We start from the raw sequence: 20,692 nt of genomic DNA on the forward strand, positions 1-20,692 counted from the left end.
TTCACCTGCCCAGTCGGCCGGAGGCCATGGGCCGGCCTGGACCGACGCTGACCAGGCGTCAGCCCCCCGCGCCGGCCTCGGCCTCCCGGCGGCCGGCCGCGAGCGGGATGACCGGCCAGGCCGGCTCGATATACGCGGTGGGGTTCGACGTGCGGCGCAGATAGCTCTGCAAGGAGGCGGACTGCTCGGCCGCTGCGGTGACCTGAAGGTCGTGCAGGTCCGCGAGCGGCATCGCCGCTATGGGGTCGTGCGTCTCACCCACGCGTCGTGCCGTACGGGCGGCGGCCACCGCGTCGGCCTCCGCGTGGTGCGCGGCGTCGAGCGGCACGCCGTAGTGGGCGCAGAGCGCTTGCAGGGTGCGCTTCCCCTTGCGGTACCGGTCCGCGTATTTGTCCAGTACGAGGGGGTCGACGACCGGCCAGGGGCCGGGACCCAGCCGCGCCGACAGCGGTTCGACGCCGTGGCGGCGGCACTCGCGGTCCAGCAGGGACAGGTCGTACCGCGCGTTCATGACCACGAGCGGCGCGCCCGAACGCAGCACCTCCGCGACGGCGTCCGTGATCTCCGCTATGGCGGGCGCGGCCGAGGCGCCGTGGGCGCGGGCCCGGTCCGTGGAGATGCCGTGGATGGCGGCGGCCTGCTCGGGGATCGCGACCCCGGGGTCGAGGAGCCAGGTGCGCTCCCCCGCGACGCCGCCGCCCGGCTCCAGCCGGACGAGCGCCGCGGTGACGACGCGGTCGTGCTCGATGTCCGTACCCGTCGTCTCCAGGTCGAATCCGGTCAGTGTCCCCCGATGCCAGCTCATCGCGGCCCCTCCTCTGTGATGCTTCCCCCGACTGGTCCCCAGCCTCGCATGCCCCACTGACAATGCCCCCGGCCCGGCGTTCACCCCGGTGGCGGCGCCCCGGCGGCGACGCCCTGTCACCAGCCCCTACGACACCGGCCGCGAGTCCGCCCACACCCCGTCGAACTCCTCCCGGTATGTCGCGAAGAGTCCGGTGTCGCCGTCCTCGTCCTCCCGCACCACGTCCCTCTCCCGCCCCCCGCCGCGCAGCACCAGCACCGGCGCCTCCATGCCCCGCGCCTTGCGGAGGTAGGACTGGACGACGGCGAGGCCGTCCGCGCCGTCGCCGTTGACGAGGTAGGCGGTGAAGCGCGGCGTCTCGTCGAAGACGCGGATCTCGAAGGCCGCGGTGTCCCGGAGCCGGTCGCGCACCCGCCGCATGTGCATGATGTTCATCTCGACAGAACGGCTCATCTCGCCCTTTTTGATGCCGAGTTCACGCTCCCGGCGGCGGACGGCGCTGCTCGCGGGGTTGAGGAAGAGCAGTCTCGACCGGCAGCCGGCCTCGGCGAGCCGCACGAGCCGCCGGCCCGAGTAGTTCTGCACGAGGAGGTTCAGACCTATACCGACCGCGTCGAGCCGGCGGGCGCCGCCGAAGAGATCTTCGACGGGCAGCTGCCGCTGGAGGCGCACCCGGTCGGCGTGGACGCCGATGACGTCCGCGTACCGGTCGCCGACCAGGTCCTCCACCGCGTCCACGGGCAGCCGGCCGGTGGTCGGGTTGCGGGTGCCCGTGCCGAGGATCTCCAGCAGCCGGGCGGAGGCCCGTTCGGCCTGGGCGAGCACGGTCACGGACAGGGCGCGGTTGCGGGAGACGACGTTGCGGGAGACCTCCAGCTCGTCGAGGGCCAGTTCCAGTTCGCGCCGGTCGTCCATGTAGGGCTCGAAGCAGGGCCAGTGCTGTACGAGCAGTTCGCGCAGCTGGGGCAGGGTGAGGAAGGAGAGCACGTTGTCGTCGGCGGGGTCGAGCAGATAGCCCTTGCGGCGGCTCACCTCCCGTACGGCCGCGGCGCGCTGCACCCACTCCTGCCCGGCGGGGCCGGCGGCGGCGACGACCCACTCCTCCTCGCCGTGCACCGGTTCGTAGACCGGCCGCAGCACCGCGGCGACGACCGCCCGCAGCCGCTGTTCGACGAGGTTGAGCCAGATGTAGGCCCGTCCGGCGCGCCGCGCCCGCGTGCGCACCTCGCTCCACGCGTCGGCGCCCCAGTCCAGCTCCGCGCCGATCTCCATCGGCCGCGCCAGGGACACCGCGCCGGGTGGTGCGTCGGTCGAGCCGTCCCCTTCGGAAGCTTCGCTTCCGGGGGGCAGCTCCAACCCTCCCGAGCTCACCTGTGCACCGCCTTCCGCCCCCGTCCAACGATCAAGGCAGACTACTGTGCGGCGGGAGTGCGGTGCAGCCCGATGAGGGCAGACCTCCATCAACTCTCCTCCTCGCAATGCCCGTTACGGCCAGGCTCGGCGGAGGGAGTGAGCGGATTCATAGCGGCCGCCCGCGGCGGGGCGGCCCGGGAGGCGGCCGGGCCAGGCCAGGGCGGCGTCCGGACCCTGCCGGGGCGGCGATTCCGGGCCCGGTCTCCACCCATTTGTCCGAGGGTCACCCGGTTGGACGGACCGAAGCGGGAGGTGATTGCTCTCCATTTGGGGAAGATCTGCCGAAAGGACCGCCCGAAGGCGTCAGTTGGGCGAGGATTCCCTTCCGACCTGGAGCAGGGGTCCCGCGGCGCCCGATGTAGAAGTGGAAGAGTCGACTCATGCAGGTCTGGCCGGGACAGGCGTACCCCCTCGGTGCCACGTACGACGGCGCCGGCACCAACTTCGCGGTCTTCTCGGAGGCCGCCGAGCGGATCGAGCTGTGTCTGCTGCACGACGACGGCTCGGAGACGGCGGTGGAGCTGCGCGAGACGGACGCGTTCGTGCGCCACGCCTATCTGCCCGGGATCATGCCCGGTCAGCGGTACGGCTTCCGGGCGCACGGCCCGTACGAGCCGGAGCGCGGGCACCGCTGCAACTCCGCGAAGCTGCTGCTCGACCCGTACGCGCGGGCGGTCGGCGGGCAGATCGACTGGGGCGAGGCGGTCTACGGCTACCACTTCGAGAAGCCCGAGAAGCGCAATGACATGGACTCGGCGCCGCACATGATGTCCTCGGTGGTGGTCAACCCCTACTTCGACTGGGGCGACGACCGGCCGCCGCGCACCGACTACCACCGCACGGTGATCTACGAGGCCCACGTCAAGGGGCTGACGATGCTCCATCCGGAGCTGCCGAAGGAGCTGCGCGGCACGTACGCGGCGCTGGCCCACCCGGCGGTCATCGGGCATCTGACGAAGCTGGGGGTGACGGCGCTGGAGCTGATGCCGGTGCACCAGTTCGTACAGGACCACCGGCTGGTGGACTCCTCGCTGGCCAACTACTGGGGCTACAACACCATCGGTTTCTTCGCCCCTCATAACGCGTACGCCTCCTGGGGCGACCGCGGGCAGCAGGTGCTGGAGTTCAAGTCGGCCGTACGGGCGCTGCACGAGGCGGGCATCGAGGTCATCCTGGACGTGGTCTACAACCACACCGCCGAGGGCAACCACCTCGGGCCCACGCTCTCCTTCCGGGGGCTGGACAATGTCTCGTACTACCGGCTGACCGACGATCCGCGCTACTACATGGACACCACCGGCACGGGCAATTCCCTGCTGATGCGCAGCCCGCACGTGCTCCAGTTGATCATGGACTCGCTGCGCTACTGGGTGACCGAGATGCGGGTGGACGGCTTCCGGTTCGATCTGGCGGCGACGCTGGCGCGCCAGTTCCACGAGGTGGACCGGCTGTCATCCTTCTTCGATCTGGTGCAGCAGGACCCGGTGGTGAGCCAGGTCAAGCTGATCGCCGAACCGTGGGACGTGGGCGAGGGCGGCTATCAGATCGGCAATTTCCCGCCCCTGTGGACCGAGTGGAACGGCAAGTTCCGGGACACCGTGCGGGACATGTGGCGCGGCGAGCCCCGGACCCTGGCCGAGTTCGGCTCCCGGCTGACCGGCTCCTCCGACCTCTATCAGGGCGACGGCCGGCGCCCGCTGGCCTCGGTCAACTTCGTCACCTGCCACGACGGCTTCACCCTGCACGACCTGGTGTCGTACAACGAGAAGCACAACGAGGCCAACGGCGAGGACAACCAGGACGGCGAGAGCCACAACCGCTCCTGGAACTGCGGGGCCGAGGGCGACACCGACGACCCCGGCGTGCTCGCGCTGCGCGAGCGTCAGACGCGCAACTTCATCGCCACCCTGATGCTCTCCCAGGGCGTGCCGATGCTCAGCCACGGAGACGAGTTCGCCCGGACGCAGGGCGGCAACAACAACGCCTACTGCCAGGACAACGAGATCTCCTGGGTGCGCTGGCCGTCCCCCCGGCAGGAAGGCGACGAGGTCGGGGCGGACGCCGACCCGGCCCGCAGGCTGTGCGACTTCACCCGCGCCATGGTGTGGCTCCGCCGCGACCACCCGGTCTTCCGCCGTCGCCGCTTCTTCCACGGCCGGCCGATGCAGGGCACCCACGACGACCTGTCCGACATCTCCTGGTTCACGCCCGAGGGCGAGGACATGGTCCAGCGCGACTGGCAGGCCGATCAGGCCAAGTCGCTGACCGTCTTCCTCAACGGGAGCGCCATCTCGGAGCCGGGCCCGCGCGGCGAGACGATCGCCGACGACTCCTTCCTGCTGATGTTCAACGCGCACGACGAAGCCATGGAATTCACCGTTCCGGTCGACCACGGCAGGCAGTGGCAGCTGATCGTCGACACGGCCCGGCCGGACGGCGTCGAGCGCGACGGCCCCAAGGTCCAGGGCGGCGACCGGCTCACCCTCGCGGACCGCAGCCTGGCCGTCCTCCAGCGCCCGGCCTGAGGCCCCGGCAGCGCCCCCGAGACGACCCGTAGCGCCCCCGCCCCGCGACCCGATAGTGCGTGTACCGCGCACACGCACCGGCGGAGTGCCCCGTCGCGGGTACGTACGTTCCCATGAGGCCCGACCCCGCAGCACCGCCCACCGCCACCTACCGGCTTCAGCTCCAGCCGGAGTTCCCGTTCTCCGCCGCCGAACGGGCCGTCCCCTATCTCGCCTCCCTCGGCGTGTCCCATCTGCATCTGTCCCCCGTGCTGGAGGCCGTGCCGGGCTCCGCGCACGGCTATGACGTGGTGGACCACAGCGCCGTACGGGCGGAGCTCGGCGGCGAGGACGGGCTGCGCGCGCTGGCCCGTACCGCGCACACGCACGGGCTCGGCCTGGTGCTCGACATCGTGCCGAACCACATGGCGGTCCCCGCCCCCGAGCGGCTCAACCGCCCGCTGTGGGAGGTGCTGCGGGACGGCCCGGCCTCGCCGTACGCGCGCTGGTTCGACATCGACTGGGCCGAGCACGGCGGCAAGGTGCTGCTGCCCGTCCTCGGCGGCCGGCTCGGCGAGGAACTGCGCCACCTCACCGTGTCCGGCTCGACGCTGCGCTACTTCGACCACGAGTTCCCGCTCCGCCCCGGCACCGAGCGGCTGCCGCTGCCCGGTGTGCTGGAGCACCAGTGGTACCGGCTCGGCTGGTGGCGCCTCGCCCGTACGGACCTCAACTACCGGCGCTTCTTCACCATCTCCGACCTGATCGCGGTGCGCGTCGAGGACCCCGGGGTCTTCGACGCCACCCACGCCAAAGTGGTGGAGCTGCTGCGCGACGGCGTGCTCGACGGCCTCCGCGTGGACCACCCGGACGGCCTCGCGGACCCGGCCGGATACCTGCGGCGGCTGCGCGAGGCGGCCGGGGACCGGTGGACCGTCGTCGAGAAGATCCTCGGCCGCGGGGAGCGGCTGCCCGCCGACTGGCCGGTCGCCGGGACCACCGGCTACGACGCGCTCACCCACGTCGACGGCCTCTTCGTCGACCCCGGAGGCGCCGAAGAACTCACCCGCGCCTACCGCGCCTTCGCCGCCCCCGCCGACGACCGGGGCGGCGACTGGCCCGCCACCGCGCGCCGCGCCGCCCACAAGGTCGCCGCCCACCAGCTGACCTCGGAGATCGAGCGGCTGGTGCGCACCGCCGACCGGATCTGCGCGGCGCGGCCCCCGCTGCGCGACCACGCGCCCGCCGCGCTGCGCACCGCGATCCGCGAACTCCTGGTCCGGCTCCCCGTCTACCGCCCGTACGCCGTGCCCGGCTCGCCCCCCACGCCCGGGGACGCCGCACTGCTCCAGGAGGCCGCCGAAGGGGCCCGTACGGCCTTCGCGGTGCCCGCGGAGGCGCACGCCGTGGATGTCGTGCGGGACGCGGCGCTCGGCCTGCTCGGGGACGGCCCGGACCAACGGGACTTCTGCGCACGGTTCGCGCAGACCGCCTCCGCGCTGCGCGCCAAGTCCGTCGAGGACACCGCCTTCTACCGCTACACGCCGCTGCTCTCCGCCACCGAGGTCGGCGGCGCGCCCGAACACCCGGCCGTGCCGCCGCGGGAGTTCCACGCCTACTGCGCCCGTACGCAGCGCGACTGGCCGTCCTCGGGCACGGTCCTGTCCACGCACGACACGAAACGGAGCGCCGACGTCCGCGCCCGGCTGGCGGCGCTCACCGAACATCCGGACCAGTGGCGCGAGTTGCTGGCGTCACTGGAGCCGCCGGCCCCCCTCGACCAGGACGCCCACCACACGGCGGCCGGCTCCGCGCCCGACGCGCATGTCGCCTGGGTGACCTGGCAGCTGGCCCTGGGGCTGGCCGGTGCGGACGCCGATACCGCAGCCGGGCGGCTGGTTCCGGCGGTGCTCAAGAGTGTGCGCGAGGCCGCGCTGCGCACCACCTGGACCGAGCCCGACGCGGCGTACGAGGCAGCGGTGACGGCGTTCGTCGAGGCGGGCCCCGGCGGCCCGGCGAGCGCCGAACTCACCCGGTTCCGCGCGACGCTCGCGCCGTCCGTACGGGCCAACACGCTCGGAGCGGCCCTGCTGCACCTGACCATGCCCGGCGTCCCGGACCTCTATATGGGCACCGAACGCGAATATCTCGCCCTCGTCGACCCCGACAACCGCCGCCCGCCGCACCTGCCGGACCAGCCCCTCGGGGAGGCCGACGAGCCCCCGCGCGGCCTCTCGGACGAGAAGCTGCTGCTGACGCGCGCGGCCCTGCGGCTGCGCCGGGCGCACCCCGAGTGGTTCGGCGCCGCCGCCTCGTACGAGCCACTGACCGCCACCGGCCCGGCCGCCGGCCACTGCACCGCCTTCGCCCGCTCGGGCGCGGTGGTCAGCGCGGTCACCCGGCTCCCCGCGCGCCTCGCGGAGTCCGGCGGCTGGCGCGGCACGACGCTGCGGCTGCCGGACGCGGACGGCGGCTGGCGCGATCTGCTGACGGGCCGGGGCGCGGCCGGCGCCGTCCCGCTGTCCGAGCTGCTGGACCCCTGCCCGGTGGCGCTTCTCGTACGGGCGTGAGTGCGGGGATGAACGCGTACGGGCGTACGGGCGTGAGCACGGGCATCAGCCCGTGCGCGTCAGGTGTCCTTCCGCTTGGCGAGGGTGTCCGACCCGACGAGAACGGCCGCGCCGAGCACGGCGAGGACGATGCCCGCGAAGACCTCGTAGCCGTCCAGAAAGGGGAGGCGCGTGAACAGCCACACCGGACGGTGCCAGCCGGTGAAGTGGCACACCAGGGCCGCGCACCCCTGCACCAGCAGGATCACGCCCAGTGACTCCCATGTCTTCTTCATGCCGCTGTCTTCTTCATGCCGCAAGGCTAGGAAACCGCAGGCCGGGGGCGAGTCGGCCAAAGGTATACGGCCGTGCGACTTTGGTCGGCGATCGGGCTCGCGCCCATCCGGAGCGCCCTTCGGGTCAGTAGATTCGTCGACATGAACAGCTCATCGGGGGCCCGTACGGCGCGCGACTGGACCGTCGACATCTCCTGCTTCCTGCTCGCGGCGGCCTTCATCCTGCTGACCGCCGACTCGGCGGCGCGGGACACGGCGCACGGCGTGCTCGTCGCCGACCAGGTGGTGGGCGCGCTCAGCTGCGCCGCGCTGTGGCTGCGCAGGCGCCGGCCGGTGGCGCTGGCGACGGTGCTGGTGACGCTCAGCGCGTTCTCGCAGTTCGTGCCGGGCGCGGCGGCGGTGGCGCTGTTCACGGTCGCCGTGCACCGCCCGTTCCGGGACACCGCGTGGCTGGGCGGCCTGGCGGTGGCGACCACCGTCGTCTACCCGCTCGTGCGCCCCGAGCCGGGTCTCTCCCTCTTGGCGGCGGTGTTGGTCGGCTCGATGCTCTATCTCGCGGTGATCGGCTGGGGCATGTTCGTCCGCTCCCGCCGCCAGCTTCTGCTGTCGCTGCGCGAGCGGGCGCGGCGCGCCGAGGCCGAGGCCGGGCTGCGGGCGGAACGGGCGCAGCGCCTGACGCGGGAGCGGATCGCCCGCGAGATGCACGATGTGCTGGCCCACCGGCTGTCACTGCTGAGCGTCCACGCGGGCGCGCTCGAATACCGCCCGGACGCGCCGCCGGAGCAGATCGCCGTCGCGGCCGGGGTGATCCGCAGCAGCGCGCACCAGGCGCTGGAAGATCTGCGGGAGGTCATCGGAGTGCTCCGCGCCCCGGACGACGACCGCGACGGCGAGAGCGAGGGGGGCGACAACGGGGCTCGGCCGCAGCCCACCCTGACCGACCTGCCGCGCCTGGTGGCGGAGGCGCGGCTGGCCGGTACGGACGTCTCGTACGAGGCTGTCGAGTCCGTGTCCGCCGAGGGTTCCGTGTCCGCCGCCGGTTCCGTGCCCGCCGCCGCTTCCGTTCCCGCCGCCACCGGCCGCACGGTCTACCGGATCGTGCAGGAAGGGCTGACCAACGCCCGTAAGCACGCGCCGGAGGCGGCGGTCGACGTGCGGATCACGGGGTCGGCGGGCGAGGGGCTGAGTGTGTCCGTCAGCAATCCGCTGGCTTCGGGCGCGGGCCGTCCGCCCGCTCCAGGCGCCTCGGCCGGCCCGGCGATCCCCGGGGCCGGCGCGGGGCTGATCGGTCTCGCCGAGCGGGCCCAGCTCGCGGGCGGGCGGCTGGAGAGCGGCGCGGACGGCGCTGCCTTCCGCCTGTCCGCCTGGCTACCGTGGCCTTCATGAGCAACCCCGCCCGTCCGCCCGTCACCCCCGCGGACGACGACGCCCCCGAACCGCCCTCCGTACGGCTGCTGCTCGTCGACGACGATCCACTCGTACGGGCCGGGCTGCGGCTCATGCTGGGCGGCGCGCCCGACCTGGAGATCGTCGCCGAGGCGTCCGACGGCATCGAGGTGCTGCCGCTGGTGGACCGGTACGCGCCCGACGTCGTCCTCATGGACATCCGGATGCCGACCGTGGACGGGCTGGCGGCGACCGAGGAGCTGCGACGCCGGCCGCGGCCGCCGCAGGTCATCGTGTTGACCACGTTCCACGCCGATGAACAGGTGCTGCGCGCGCTGCGGGCCGGAGCGGCCGGGTTCGTGCTGAAGGACACCCCGCCGGCCGAGATCGTCGCGGCCGTACGGCAGGTGGCCGCGGGCGAGCCGGCGCTCTCGCCGACCGTGGTGCGGCAGCTCATCTCGCAGGTGGCGGGCTCCGGCGCGGACGGCCGGCGGGCGCGGGCGCTGCTGGGGCAGTTGAACGACCGGGAGCGCGAGGTGGCCGTCGCGGTCGGGCGGGGTATGGCGAACGCCGAGATCGGCGCGGCCCTGTTCATGAGCGTCGCGACGGTCAAGACCCATGTGTCGCGAATTCTCGCCAAGCTCGATCTGTCCAACCGGGTCCAGATCGCCCTGCTGACCCACGACGCGGGGCTTCTCGACAGGGAGTGAGGCACGGCTCGTACGACGAGTGGGACCGGTATGGCGAGTGGGGCCCGTACGAGGAGTGTGGCCCGTAAGACGAGTGGGACCCGTAAGGCGAGTGAGGTCCGTATGGCGAGCGTGGCCCATAAGACGAGTGAGGTCCGTACGACGAGCGTGGCCCGGCCCATACAACGGCTGTGGCCCGTATGACGAGTGGGAGCGTCGCCCGGACGCCCGCGAAGGAGCACGATAGGGACATCGCCGTCCAGGGGACAGGGGAGCCGACAATGCAGTTCGAGGTGTGGTCGCCCGACGCGCGGCGGGTCGCGCTCCGTCTCCAGGGACACGAGTACGGCATGGAGCGCGATCCGGACCGCCCCGGCTGGTGGCGGTGCGCGGCGGAGGCGGGGCACGGCGCGCGGTACGGGTTCTCGCTCGACGGCGGCCCGGTGCTGCCCGATCCGCGCTCGCGCCGCCAGCCGCAGGGGCCGGACGGACCGAGCGCCGTGGTGGACCACGGCCGTTTCGGGTGGCGGCACCCGTGGCGCGGCCGGCCGCTGCCGGGCGCGGTCCTGTACGAGCTGCACATCGGCACGTTCACCCGCGAGGGCACCTTCGAGGCCGCCGCGCGGCGGCTGCCGCACCTGGCCGGGCTGGGGGTGACCCATGTCGAGCTGATGCCCGTCTGCCCCTTCCCCGGTACGCACGGCTGGGGGTACGACGGTGTGTCGCCGTGGGCGGTGCACGAGCCCTACGGCGGGCCGGACGGCCTCAAGCGCTTCGTGGACGCGGCGCACGCGCTGGGGCTGGGCGTCGTACTCGATGTGGTCCACAACCACCTCGGCCCCTCGGGCAACTACCTTCCCGCGTACGGCCCGTACTTCACGGACCGGCACCACACGCCGTGGGGCGCGGCCGTCAATCTGGACGCGCCGGGCTCGGACGAGGTCCGCGGCTACCTGACGGGCTCGGCCCTCGCGTGGCTGCGCGACTACCGCGTCGACGGGCTGCGGCTCGACGCGGTGCACGCCCTGGTCGACACCCGCGCCGAGCACTTCCTCGCCGAGCTGTCCACCGCCGTCGACGCGCTGGCCGCCCGGCTCGGCCGGCCGCTCTTCCTGATCGCCGAGTCCGACCGCAACGACCCGCGCACCATCACACCGCGCGAGGCGGGCGGCCACGGCGTGCACGCCCAGTGGAACGACGACTTCCACCACGCCGTGCACGCCGCTCTGACCGGCGAGTCCCAGGGCTACTACGCGGACTTCGCCGCCGCCCCGACGGAGGCGCTCATCAAGGTCCTCATCGGCGGTTTCTTCCACGACGGCGCGTACTCCACCTTCCGGGGCCGCTCGCACGGCCGCCCCCTCGACCTGCACACCACACCCGCCCACCGGCTGCTGGCCTACACCCAGACCCACGACCAGATCGGCAACAGGGCGCTCGGCGACCGGCTCGCCACCGCCCTGTCCCCCGGGGTCCTCGCCTGCGCGGCGGCGCTCGTGCTGTGCGCCCCGTTCACACCGATGCTCTTCATGGGCGAGGAGTGGGGCGCCCGCACCCCGTGGCAGTACTTCACCGACCATGTGGACCCGGAACTGGCCGAGGCGGTACGGACGGGGCGGCGCCGCGAGTTCGCGGCCCACGGCTGGGCCGAGGAGGAGATCCCGGACCCGCAGGACCCGGCCACCCGCGAGCGCTCCTGTCTCGACTGGTCCGAGCCCGAGCGCGCCCCGCACGACGCGCTGCTCGCCTGGTACCGGCGCCTGATCGAGCTGCGCCGCACCGAGCCGGCGATCACCGACCCGGATCTCGGCCGCCGTTCCGGGCTGTCGGTCGGCGGCGATCTGACGGTGACGATGCGCGCGGGGCCGCTGCACATCGTCGTCAATCCGACCGACGGGCCGGTGAAGGTGTGGCTCGGCCCGGATGCCCGCTGCACGGAGGTCGTCGCGGCGTGGCGGCCCGTACCGCTCCCGGACGAGGAGGGCACGCTGCTCGTACCGCCGGAGACAGCGGCGATCCTGCGCTGAACGGCCGGCGAAACGCCGGTGGCGCCACTCCACAAGGAGTGACGCCACCGTGGTGCTGCTGCTCGGGGCGGGTCAGCCGTTGCCGCCGCCCTTGATGGCGCTGTTCGCCAGCCACTGGTCCCAGGAGAGGTTCCAGTCGCCGTAGCCGTTGCCCTCCTGGACGGGCTTCGGGGCGTTCTTCACGTCGAAGACGTCACCGGGGATGACCTGGTTGTAGAACCACTCGGCGTCGCCGTTCGTACGCATACCGATGCAGCCGTGCGTCTCGTTGGTGTTGCCGCCGAGCGTGTCCGCCGCCTTGTTCATGTGGGCGTACGTGCCGGACGGCGTGAGGCGTACCGCGTAGTAGTACCAGTCGTGGTACGCGTCCGAGCCGAACCCGACCGACTGCGAGGTCATGTACACCTTGTGCTGCTTGTCCATGACCGGCATGACGCCGCCCCAGGTGTCGCGCCCGGGGGCGCCCAGGGTGACGGGCAGGGTCTTGAGCTTCTTGCCGTCCTTCTCCACGCTGAGGGTGTGGGCGTCGTTGTCGGCCGTGGCGATCAGCGAGCGGCCGACCGTCCAGGTCTCGGACGCGTTCTTGGCGGTGTAGTGCTGGCCGCCGGTGTTCACGCCGTCGAGGTTGGCCTTGACGGACACCTTGGTGCCCGGCTTCCAGTACTCCTTGGGCCGGAAGTCGATGCGCCCGGGGTGGTCCGCGGACCAGTCCCGCACCCAGCTCCAGGCGCCGTCGACGTGCGGGCTGGTGGAGACCTCAAGGGCCTTCTGCACCGCCGCCTTGTCGGTGATCTTCTGGTCGAAGGTGACCGACACCGGCATGCCGACGCCGTACGTCCCGCCGTCCGCCGTGTTGATCTTGAAGTTGACCGGGTGCTTCGGCTTCAGGGTGGTGAACCCGGAGGTCTTGGTGGTGCTGTGGCCGTCGGAGTCCTTGGCCGTGGCGGTCACCGTGTATTTGGCGCCCGTCGCCAGCGCGCCGCTGCTCTGCCACGACGCGCCGCCGGCCCCCATCGATCCCGCGGCGGCCTTGCCGTCCGGCCCCGCGACCTTGACCTCGGTCAGCTTGCCGCCACTGGCGGTGACCTTGACCGGCTTGTCCGGGGCGACCGTGGCGGCGTCCTTGGCGGGGGCGATCGCGATGGACGCGGAGGAAGCGGCATCCCCGCCCTTGCCGGACGCGCCGTCCTTGCCGCCGCAGGCCGTGAGCAGCAGCGCCGCCGCTGCGGCCGCCCCGCCCACGGTCAGCGCCCGCGCGAGTTTACGGTCGGGTCGACGCGTGATCCGCTCATCAGCTCTCGTTATCTCTCCCCGATTGTGCTCAGGCATGTGCGCCGTCCACCTCATGTGCTCTAGTTCCCTGGCTCCGCCCGTACCGCTGCAACCGCGGCCTGCACCCCCTAAGACAGATGGATGGGGCAACGAGTTGCAGTCATCATGTTGCGATTCGACAAAAAAGAGACGGACGAGCCGGGAGACGACAAAATCGCCCGCCGCGCGGAGGACGCGGCGGCTGGGGCCTCTGCCGGTCGCGGTCAGGCCCCTCCCCCGAGGATCTCGCTCGTTCTTCCGTCAAGGCGGTCAAACGGTCAGAGAGACACATCACTCTCACGGGACGGATACCGCGCGCTCACGCGGAAAGGCTGTTCCCCGGGAATCGACACGACTCTCTGGGGATCGACACGACGGAGCGGTACGCGCGCGGTCGAGGAGGACCAGTGGGGGGACGCGAACACGATGGTCACCATGAGCTGAGCGGCACGGTGCACGGCCCCGCCGTACAGGCGCGGACCGTGTATGGCGGCATCCACATCCAGACCGAAGCGGCCTCCGGACACCAGCCGCCGTGGCAGCTCCCACCGTCGGTCCGCATCACCGACCGTACGACGGAACTGAGCGCGCTGGAGCAGCACCGCACTCACTCCGGACAGGGCGGCCACGCCACGCTGGCCACGGTCAGCGGCCTGGGCGGTGTCGGCAAAACGGCGGTGGCGCTGGCCTGGCTGAACACGCTGCGCCGGCACTTTCCCGGTGGTCAGCTGTACGCGGATCTGGGGGCGCAGTCCCCCGGCGGACCGGCCGAGCCGGGAGAAGTGGTCGGCCATTTCCTCCGCGCCCTGGGGGTGCCGACCCGGCAGGTACCGCTGGCCTTCGCCGAACGGGCGGCGCTGTACCGCTCGTTGACGGCGGACAGACAGCTGGTGGTGCTGCTCGACGACGCCGCGTCGGCGGCCCAGGTCCGCCCGCTGCTGCCCGGCGGCCGGAACGTGACGGCGGTGACCAGCCGCTGGCGGATGCCCGGCCTGGTCGTGGACGGCTCCTACGAGGTGCATCTGGAGCCCCTCACTTTGGAGGCGGCGGTCGAACTGCTGGAGGCGACGCTCGCCGACGGCCGAGTCGCCGCACAGCCCGACCAGGCACGCGCCCTGGCCGAGCTCTGTGCCGGCCTGCCGCTGGCCGTGCGCATCGCCGGGGCCCGGCTCGCGGCGCGCCCGCGGCGCGGCATCACCACGATGGTGCGCGAGCTCACCGAGGAGCACGACCGACTGGAGGGGTTGGCCATCGAAGGCGACCAGAATGTACGGGCGGCACTGGACGTCTCCTACCAGGGACTGCAATCCGGAGCGGCACGGCTCTACCGCCTCCTCGGGCTGCATCCCGGCTCCGAGTTCGGCGGCCCGGTGGCCACGGCGGTGCTGGCCGAGGACCCGGCGGACCTGCTGGATCTGCTGCACAACGCCAATCTGCTGATCGACGTCGGCGACGAGAGCACCGGCGAGGAGCGCTACCGCTTCCATGACCTCGTCCGGCTGCACGCCCGCGCCAAGGCGGAGCAGGACGAACCCCCGCATGAGCGGACCGCCGCCCTGCGCCGTATCGCCGACCACTATCTCGCCACCGCCACCCGCGCCGAAGAGATCGTCGAACCCCAGCACCTGTCCATGGACCGCGACTACGGCGCGGGGCCGGTGGTCACAACGGACTTCGGCGACGACGCGGTGAGCGCGCTGAACTGGCTGGAACGCGAGTTGCCCAACCTGATGGCGGTGATTCGCGGCGCACGGCCCGCCGGCTTTCCCACGGTCGGATGGCAGCTCGCCGATGCCCTGTGGCCCCTTTTCCTGCGACGCAAGTTCTACGAGCAGTGGCGGACCGCTCACGCGGAAGGGCTCGCCGCGGCGCGGGAGCTCGGGGACACCGAGGCGGAGTGCCGGATGCTGACCTCCGGCGGCATCGGTGAGCTGGGCATGGAGAGTCCTGAGCGCGCTCTGGAGATGTTCGAGCAGGCCGCACGGAAGTTCCGCACCCAAGGGAACGGACTCGGGTATGCCCGCACGCTCAACTACCAGGGCCTCGCCCATCAGCGGCTCGGCCGCCTGGACCGGGCGGCTGAGTTCTTCGCGCAGGCCGCCTCCGAACTGCCTCGGTGCGGCGACCGCCGGGCCGGCGGGCTGGCCCACTTCAACCTCGCCGACATAGCCCTCACGAGAGGTCTCCCCCGCGAAACCATCGCCGGCGCCGAGGCCGCGTACGCGACTCTGATGGACGAGGGCGACACGTACAACGCCGCACGCGCGGCCACACTGCTGGGCCGCGCGTATCTCACGGTGGGCCTGTTCGACCAGGCCATGGACCGGCTGTCCATGGCTCTGGAGACGCTGCGCGGGATGACCGCCGACTACGAGACGGCCCGCGCCCTGGGGACCCTGGCGAGCCTCGCCGAACGGCACGGGCAAGCGGATCTCGCCCGGGGGCACTGCCTGGAGGCCCTGGACCTCTACGACGCGGCGGGCCGGTCCCGGTCGGCCGACGCCGAGGCGGCGCGTACGCTGCTCGAACAGTTGGAGGGCCGCGCCGGGGGATGATCCGGCAGCAGGCGCACCGGTGCCGACGCGAACTCCGCCACCGGCAGCCCGGACACCAGCCAGGCGTGGGCCAGTGAGGCCCACCTCGCCCACGGCGGTCGTGCCGACGCCCGCTGTCCGTTGAGCGTCAGCGCACACCCGTCGGTGGCGAACCGTATCCAGCAGTCGTGGCCCCGGTATACCGCCACCACCAAGGCGCCCGGATGGGACGCGGCCAGCTCCGCCGCGCCCCGCTCCCCGCTCCCCTGGCCCAGGAGCACGTCGGCGAGCCGGGGCCACGGAGCGGGCGCGGGAAGCTCGACCCTCAGGTGCTCGTCCACGACCGGGATGCCGGAGCCCGGGCGCACCAGCGCGACGCGGGTACGGAGCACCGCCGCTCGCTCCCCCGCGGCCTCCGGGACGGCCGACTCGGACACGAAGACGGTCAGCGCCGCCATGACACGACGCTCCCCGGCTCGTCGTACCGCACCGTGAACGGGAGCGGCGCGGGTTCCGCGGCGATCCGTACCGCGGGGGACCGGAGCCGCAGCTTGCGGTAGATCAGCGCGCGCATCTTCTGGGCGAACTGTCCCGGCTCGGACGTTATCCGGGCCGCGATCCGCTCGTAACGAGGCGAGCGGTACGCCGTGGAACTCCGGTTGAGCTGCTGGCGCAGCGGCCGGCCCCCACGTAATCGGGGCGCGAAGGAGAGCAGTTCGGCCAGTGGCGACGCGGGGTCGAGGTCCGCCTCCGAGGTGCCTGCCATCAGCACCGGCGCGCCGGTCATCGCGCCATAGAGGGTGACGGAGCCGTGGTCGCCCACGATGTAGTCCGCGGCGACCAGCGCTCCGACCCAGTCGGCGTGCTGGCTGACCACGGTGAGCCCGGAGCGTCCCAGAGCCGCCAGCCAGCTGCGGATCTGCCATTCGCCGTGGGCGTTCCACACGTTCGGGTGCAGCAGCAGCGCGACGCGGTATTCGTCGCTGGGCAATTCCTCGACGAGCCGTTCCAGCAGCTCCCAGCTCTGTCCCAGGAGCGACGAGGGCCCCCAGGTGGAGCAGAGGAGGATCAGCTGCTGGCGGGCCCTGACGTGCACGGCCTCCCGGTACAGCACCCGCGAGGAGAAACTCGCGGTGATGCGGTCGAAGCACGGGTCGCCGATCACGCGCGCGGCGGGCAGGGCCTCGGGGCACTCACGGCCGAGGCGGGCCACCTCCTCGTGGTGTGCCAGCACGATCGCCTCGGGAATCACCGTGCCGTCGCGTATCAGGCGCTGCCTGCTGAGCCCGTACACGCCCCGTTCCGCCACCGGACGTCCGCGCTGCCCAGCGGGGACGATCTTGTTGTATCCGGCGCCGTGCGGGAGCACGATCACCGGGGCGTGCAGCTCGTGCAGGCTGCCGTGGCTCGCGGCGAGCGCGAGGTCGAACTCGGTCTGCACCGCCTGGCCCCACGGCAGCACAAGCCCGTTGAGCTCCTCCAGGAATTCCTCCACACCGTTGCTGAACACGTCGGGCGGGCCGCTGAAGAACACCTGAATCCGCGGGTCGCCCTCCAGCAGGCGAACCGCGTCGAACAGCCTCTTCCCGGCGGTCACCGTGTGGACCGCGACCAAAAGCCGTCGGTGAATCCGGCGGGTGGCCCAGCGGTCGGCGTCCAGGCGCACCGGCACATAGCGCCCGTGCGCTTCCATCATGGTCATGCTCATCGAATCCATCCCCCCGGTCTTCCTCGCCCCCGGAACGGTCGATCGGCCCGGTCGACCGCGACGGCTCGCGGTCACTGACCAGGGGATGCCCCGGAGGTTGGATGGGCGACTTGCAGGAACCTTGCACTCCACGTGCAGCCGTGCGGCAGAGATCGTAAAACCGCCTGTGCGCCCGCCGTGCTTCCGTGCGCCCCTGCCCGCTCCCCCTCGCTCCGTGGCAAGAGTGAAGTGAGTTCCGCACAGACGTGCGGGCGCTGCCGACGGCAGCAAGAAGAAGCGCACCCGTCGGGGGGCGATGGTGGAACTTCTTGCTCTGGGATCACTTGAACTATGGCATCACGAGCAACAGCAGGCGCTGGGTTCGGCTAAAGAACGCTGTGTACTGGCCGTATTGACCCACGCCCGAGGTGAACCGGTAAGCCTGGACGCGCTCTTGGACCGGGTATGGAGCGACGAACCGCCTCGGACGGCCCTCGACACGCTGCACACCTACCTGTCGCGATTACGGGGCCGGCTGCGCCGGGCGGTCGGCGACCTGGCCCGGGTGGAGCGGCCGTCGCCGCGCCTGTACCGGCTCCGCGTCGCCCCGGGGGACGTCGACCTGTCGCGCTTCCAGCGGCTGCGCGCCGACGCGGACGCGGCGGCCGACCGGGGCGAGAGGGAAGCGGCCATCGATCTGCTGCGCAGGGCCGAAGCTCTGTGGCGAGGCGACCCCCTGACGGAGTTCACCAACGACTGGGCCGCTTCGTCGCGCGCCCGGCTGGTCGAGGACTACCGCCGCGTGCGGGAGGAGCGGATACGCCTGGAGCTGGAGCTGGGGAGGCATGCCGATCTCATCGGCGAACTCCATGAACTCGCCGCGCTGAATCCGCTCGCCCAGCGAGTGATCGCCCAGCTGATGCTGGCGTTGTACCGCTCCGGACGGCACGACGAAGCCCTCACCCTCTACCGGAACACACACCGGCGTCTCGATGTGGGCCAAGGGATCAAGCCCGGAGCGGAGCTGCGCGAGCTCCACCAGCGAATTCTCCAACAAGACCGTTCGCTGCTCGGCGACACCACCGGCCCTCACCCGGCGGCAGCGCCGGAACCCCGGAATTACCTGCCGCGCGACACCCGGGACTTCACGGGACGGGCGAGCGAGCTGCGCATTCTGCTCGCGCAGTCCACGTCCGCGGAGGGCGCGGAAACAGCGATGCCGCTCATGGTCATTCATGGAATGCCAGGAATCGGCAAGACCGCGCTGGCCATTCGCGCCGGGCATCAATTGCGCGCGTCCTACCCGGACGGGCTGTTCTACGTGGACTTGCACGCCTACAGCGGCCATCCGCCTTACGATCCCGCAGAGGCACTCGCCGTTCTGCTGCACGCCTCCGGAGAATCCGGCGCACTGCCCGACTCGCTCGATGAGCGCGCGGCCAAATGGCGGGAGTGGACGGCCCGCCGCCGCGTACTCGTCATCCTCGACAACGCCCGGAACGCCTCGCAGGTCAGCCCCCTGCTCCCCGGTGCGCCCGCCTGCCGGGCGATCGTGACCAGCCGGAACCGGCTCACCGGCCTCGACGGCGCCACTTCGCTGTTCGTCGATGTGCTCTCCGCGACGGAGGCCACCGGGCTCTTCACCCGTATCGCGGGCACCACTCGGGTATCTGCCGACTGCGCGGCCCTGGAGCGCGTCGTGGACGCGTGTGGGGGCCACCCACTCACCGTCCAATTGCTGGCGAGCCACTTCCGGAACCATGACTCCTGGGGCCTCCGTCATCTCCTGGACCGGCTCACTCAGTCCGCCGACCCCCTCAGCGAATTCGACGGATCGGTCACTGCGGCGTTCCAGCTCACGCACAGCGAACTCAGCGCTCCCGCGCAGCGCCTTTTCCGCAGATTGGCGCTGCACACGGGACCCGACATCACCCTCCAAGCGGCAACCGCAATCATGGCGCCGGAAGCCGGAACGGAAACCGGGCGAATTCGCCGGATCGTGGAGGAGCTGCTGGATTGCCATCTGCTCGAAGAGCCCGTACAGGACCGCTACCGGTTCCATGATCTCGCCCGTGCTTTTGCCCTGCGGGTCTGCTCCGGGACAGAACCGGAGCCCGCCCGCCGTGACGCCGTCGACCGACTCCTCGACTATTACCTCACCAGCGCCCACCGAGCCGACCGCCTGACCCATCCGCGCCGCCGCACGCTGCCACTGGGAGAAGAAGGACGGTCTCCATACGCCCCTGAATTCGCCGACGCGGACGAAGCATCAGCGTGGCTCGCCGTGGAACGCGCCAACCTGCTGGCAGTGGCACGTACCGCCGCCGCCACCTCGCCCGGATACGCCGCGCTCTTCCCGTACGTCCTGGCGGAGTCGCTGAAGATCTGGGGCACTTGGGACATCGCTGCCGCCCTCTACGACGCGGCCGTCCCGGCCCTCCGTACGCGCGGCGACGGCACCGCCCTGGCCCGGACCCTGGTCGAACGGGCGGCCGTCCTGGCGCAGCAGGACCCCACCGAGGCTCGGCAGTGCGCGACCGAGGCCCTGTCTCTCTTCCAGGACCGGCAGGACCCGCGCGGCTGCGCCGACGCCCTGCTCCAGTCGGGACGCGCCGAACTCGCCTTGGGAAACGGCGACATGGCGATGCGCCTCCTGGACCGAGCCCTGACGAGCTACCGGGAGATCCTCGACCGTTCGGGGGAGGCGGACTGCCTCAACGTCCAAGGTGCGGCGGTGTATTACAGCGGGCGGCACGGAGAGGCGTTCCGGATGTTCAGGGCAGTCCTCAGCATCCGCGAAGAGCTCCACGAGGTGCACGGGTTGATTACCGCATCGAATAACATGGGTGAACTCCTCTACAAGCAAGGGCAGTTCGAAGAGGCCCGCGACTACTACGAGCGGTCCTTGGCGCTGGTTCAGCGACACGGCGGCCGACAGGAACTCGCCATCCTCAACACCAATCTCGGCGCGATCCACCAGGAGACGGGACAGACGGCGCGAGCACTTGAGTGCTTCCGGCGAGCCCTCGACAGCCACCGTTCCGGAGGCGACGCCCTGGGCGAGACCAATGTACTGATCAGCATCGGCACGACCTACGCACGGACAGGGCGGCGAGGTGAGGCGCTGCTCCACTTCAGCATGGCCGCCGAGGTCGCCCACAGCATCGGCAACACGTACGAACGCCAGCGCGCTCTCATCGGCATGGCCGACGTCCAGCGCGACTCGGGGCGGCCCGGCGTCGCGCTGGAAATCTACGAGCAGGCCCTTGCCGTCGCCCGAAACGCCGGCTCTCCGCTGGGTTCCGCACACGCGCTCGCCGGGCTCGCGCGAACCGCTATGTCGTCGCGCAGCATCGATGTGGCGCGCCAGTACGGCGCACAGGCTGTCACCATCTACCAAAGCCTTGAAGCCACGGCGGAGGCGGAGAGCCTTCAAAACCTGTTAACGGACCACGGTGTGACAGGCTCCTGAGAATTCCCAGGGGCCTGTC

General features: G+C 71.7%; 13 protein-coding genes. 7 read left to right on the forward strand and 6 right to left on the reverse strand.

The genetic code is table 11. The features are described 5' to 3' along the window. Positions 1-58: 58 nt before the first annotated feature. Together AC07AB_RS26275 and AC07AB_RS26280 are read right to left on the reverse strand one after the other, a co-directional pair. Positions 59-805 carry an exonuclease domain-containing protein gene (locus tag AC07AB_RS26275; RefSeq protein WP_478571336.1) on the reverse strand — a complete coding sequence of 249 codons (747 nt, stop codon included), beginning with the start codon at positions 803-805 and terminating at the stop codon, positions 59-61. A gap of 126 nt (positions 806-931) precedes the next feature. Further along, positions 932-2,176 (reverse strand): SAV2148 family HEPN domain-containing protein, encoded by a 1,245-nt coding sequence (locus AC07AB_RS26280; protein WP_478571339.1) that lies wholly within the window; start codon positions 2,174-2,176, stop codon positions 932-934. Positions 2,177-2,598: 422 nt separating this feature from the next. Here AC07AB_RS26280 and glgX point away from each other — a divergent pair, with 422 nt between their 5' ends. After that, positions 2,599-4,743 (forward strand): glycogen debranching protein GlgX, encoded by a 2,145-nt coding sequence (glgX, locus tag AC07AB_RS26285; RefSeq protein ID WP_478571341.1) that lies wholly within the window; start codon positions 2,599-2,601, stop codon positions 4,741-4,743. 113 nt (positions 4,744-4,856) lie between these two features. Continuing rightward, the gene (treY, locus tag AC07AB_RS26290) at positions 4,857-7,292 is read left to right on the forward strand and encodes a malto-oligosyltrehalose synthase (RefSeq protein WP_478571343.1); all 2,436 of its coding nucleotides are present in this window, start codon (positions 4,857-4,859) and stop codon (positions 7,290-7,292) included. Between the two features lie 59 nt (positions 7,293-7,351). On the opposite strand, the gene AC07AB_RS26295 is transcribed toward treY, so the two are convergent. Continuing rightward, positions 7,352-7,567 carry a hypothetical protein gene (locus AC07AB_RS26295; protein ID WP_478571346.1) on the reverse strand — a complete coding sequence of 72 codons (216 nt, stop codon included), beginning with the start codon at positions 7,565-7,567 and terminating at the stop codon, positions 7,352-7,354. Positions 7,568-7,708: 141 nt separating this feature from the next. Here AC07AB_RS26295 and AC07AB_RS26300 point away from each other — a divergent pair, with 141 nt between their 5' ends. The 3 genes from AC07AB_RS26300 to treZ all read left to right on the forward strand — a co-directional run bounded on the left by AC07AB_RS26300 (position 7,709) and on the right by treZ (position 11,669). Next, entirely contained in the window at positions 7,709-8,953 is a 1,245-nt protein-coding gene (locus AC07AB_RS26300) for a sensor histidine kinase (protein ID WP_478571349.1), read from the forward strand. Continuing rightward, positions 8,950-9,663 carry a response regulator transcription factor gene (locus tag AC07AB_RS26305; RefSeq protein WP_478571352.1) on the forward strand — a complete coding sequence of 238 codons (714 nt, stop codon included), beginning with the start codon at positions 8,950-8,952 and terminating at the stop codon, positions 9,661-9,663. The genes AC07AB_RS26300 and AC07AB_RS26305 overlap by 4 nt, the downstream gene beginning before the upstream one ends. Positions 9,664-9,923: 260 nt before the next feature. Beyond that, a complete protein-coding gene (gene treZ, locus AC07AB_RS26310) occupies positions 9,924-11,669 on the forward strand; it encodes a malto-oligosyltrehalose trehalohydrolase (RefSeq protein WP_478571355.1) in 1,746 nt (581 codons plus the stop codon). Positions 11,670-11,741: 72 nt separating this feature from the next. Here the strand turns inward: treZ and AC07AB_RS26315 are convergent, their stop codons facing one another. Next, the gene (locus AC07AB_RS26315; protein WP_478571357.1) at positions 11,742-12,998 is read right to left on the reverse strand and encodes a L,D-transpeptidase; all 1,257 of its coding nucleotides are present in this window, start codon (positions 12,996-12,998) and stop codon (positions 11,742-11,744) included. Positions 12,999-13,387: 389 nt separating this feature from the next. Here AC07AB_RS26315 and AC07AB_RS26320 point away from each other — a divergent pair, with 389 nt between their 5' ends. Continuing rightward, complete coding sequence (locus tag AC07AB_RS26320) at positions 13,388-15,535, forward strand: ATP-binding protein (RefSeq protein WP_478571360.1); 2,148 nt, start codon at positions 13,388-13,390, stop codon at positions 15,533-15,535. Here the strand turns inward: AC07AB_RS26320 and AC07AB_RS26325 are convergent. Further along, positions 15,448-15,972 carry a transcriptional regulator gene (locus AC07AB_RS26325; RefSeq protein WP_478571362.1) on the reverse strand — a complete coding sequence of 175 codons (525 nt, stop codon included), beginning with the start codon at positions 15,970-15,972 and terminating at the stop codon, positions 15,448-15,450. The genes AC07AB_RS26320 and AC07AB_RS26325 overlap by 88 nt on opposite strands. Further along, on the reverse strand, positions 15,960-17,222 hold the full coding sequence (locus AC07AB_RS26330; RefSeq protein ID WP_478571365.1) for a hypothetical protein: 1,263 nt from the start codon (positions 17,220-17,222) through the stop codon (positions 15,960-15,962). Before AC07AB_RS26330 ends, AC07AB_RS26325 begins: the two co-directional genes overlap by 13 nt. Positions 17,223-17,517: 295 nt before the next feature. Between AC07AB_RS26330 and AC07AB_RS26335 the strand changes: the two genes are divergently transcribed. Beyond that, positions 17,518-20,673 carry an AfsR/SARP family transcriptional regulator gene (locus AC07AB_RS26335; protein WP_478571368.1) on the forward strand — a complete coding sequence of 1,052 codons (3,156 nt, stop codon included), beginning with the start codon at positions 17,518-17,520 and terminating at the stop codon, positions 20,671-20,673. Positions 20,674-20,692: the final 19 nt, after the last annotated feature.

The sequence above is a fragment of the Streptomyces sp. NPDC044033 genome (assembly GCF_056434425.1).

What these genes read in the sequence shown, in the direction of transcription:
- AC07AB_RS26295 (WP_478571346.1), bottom strand. Translation starts at nt 7,567, where the DNA reads ATGAAGAAGACATGGGAGTCACTGGGCGTGATCCTGCTGGTGCAGGGG.
- AC07AB_RS26300 (WP_478571349.1), top strand. Translation starts at nt 7,709, where the DNA reads ATGAACAGCTCATCGGGGGCCCGTACGGCGCGCGACTGGACCGTCGAC.
- treZ (WP_478571355.1), top strand. Translation starts at nt 9,924, where the DNA reads ATGCAGTTCGAGGTGTGGTCGCCCGACGCGCGGCGGGTCGCGCTCCGT.
- AC07AB_RS26315 (WP_478571357.1), bottom strand. Translation starts at nt 12,998, where the DNA reads ATGCCTGAGCACAATCGGGGAGAGATAACGAGAGCTGATGAGCGGATC.
- AC07AB_RS26275 (WP_478571336.1), bottom strand. Translation starts at nt 805, where the DNA reads ATGAGCTGGCATCGGGGGACACTGACCGGATTCGACCTGGAGACGACG.
- AC07AB_RS26305 (WP_478571352.1), top strand. Translation starts at nt 8,950, where the DNA reads ATGAGCAACCCCGCCCGTCCGCCCGTCACCCCCGCGGACGACGACGCC.
- glgX (WP_478571341.1), top strand. Translation starts at nt 2,599, where the DNA reads ATGCAGGTCTGGCCGGGACAGGCGTACCCCCTCGGTGCCACGTACGAC.
- treY (WP_478571343.1), top strand. Translation starts at nt 4,857, where the DNA reads ATGAGGCCCGACCCCGCAGCACCGCCCACCGCCACCTACCGGCTTCAG.
- AC07AB_RS26330 (WP_478571365.1), bottom strand. Translation starts at nt 17,222, where the DNA reads ATGAGCATGACCATGATGGAAGCGCACGGGCGCTATGTGCCGGTGCGC.
- AC07AB_RS26335 (WP_478571368.1), top strand. Translation starts at nt 17,518, where the DNA reads ATGGTGGAACTTCTTGCTCTGGGATCACTTGAACTATGGCATCACGAG.
- AC07AB_RS26325 (WP_478571362.1), bottom strand. Translation starts at nt 15,972, where the DNA reads ATGGCGGCGCTGACCGTCTTCGTGTCCGAGTCGGCCGTCCCGGAGGCC.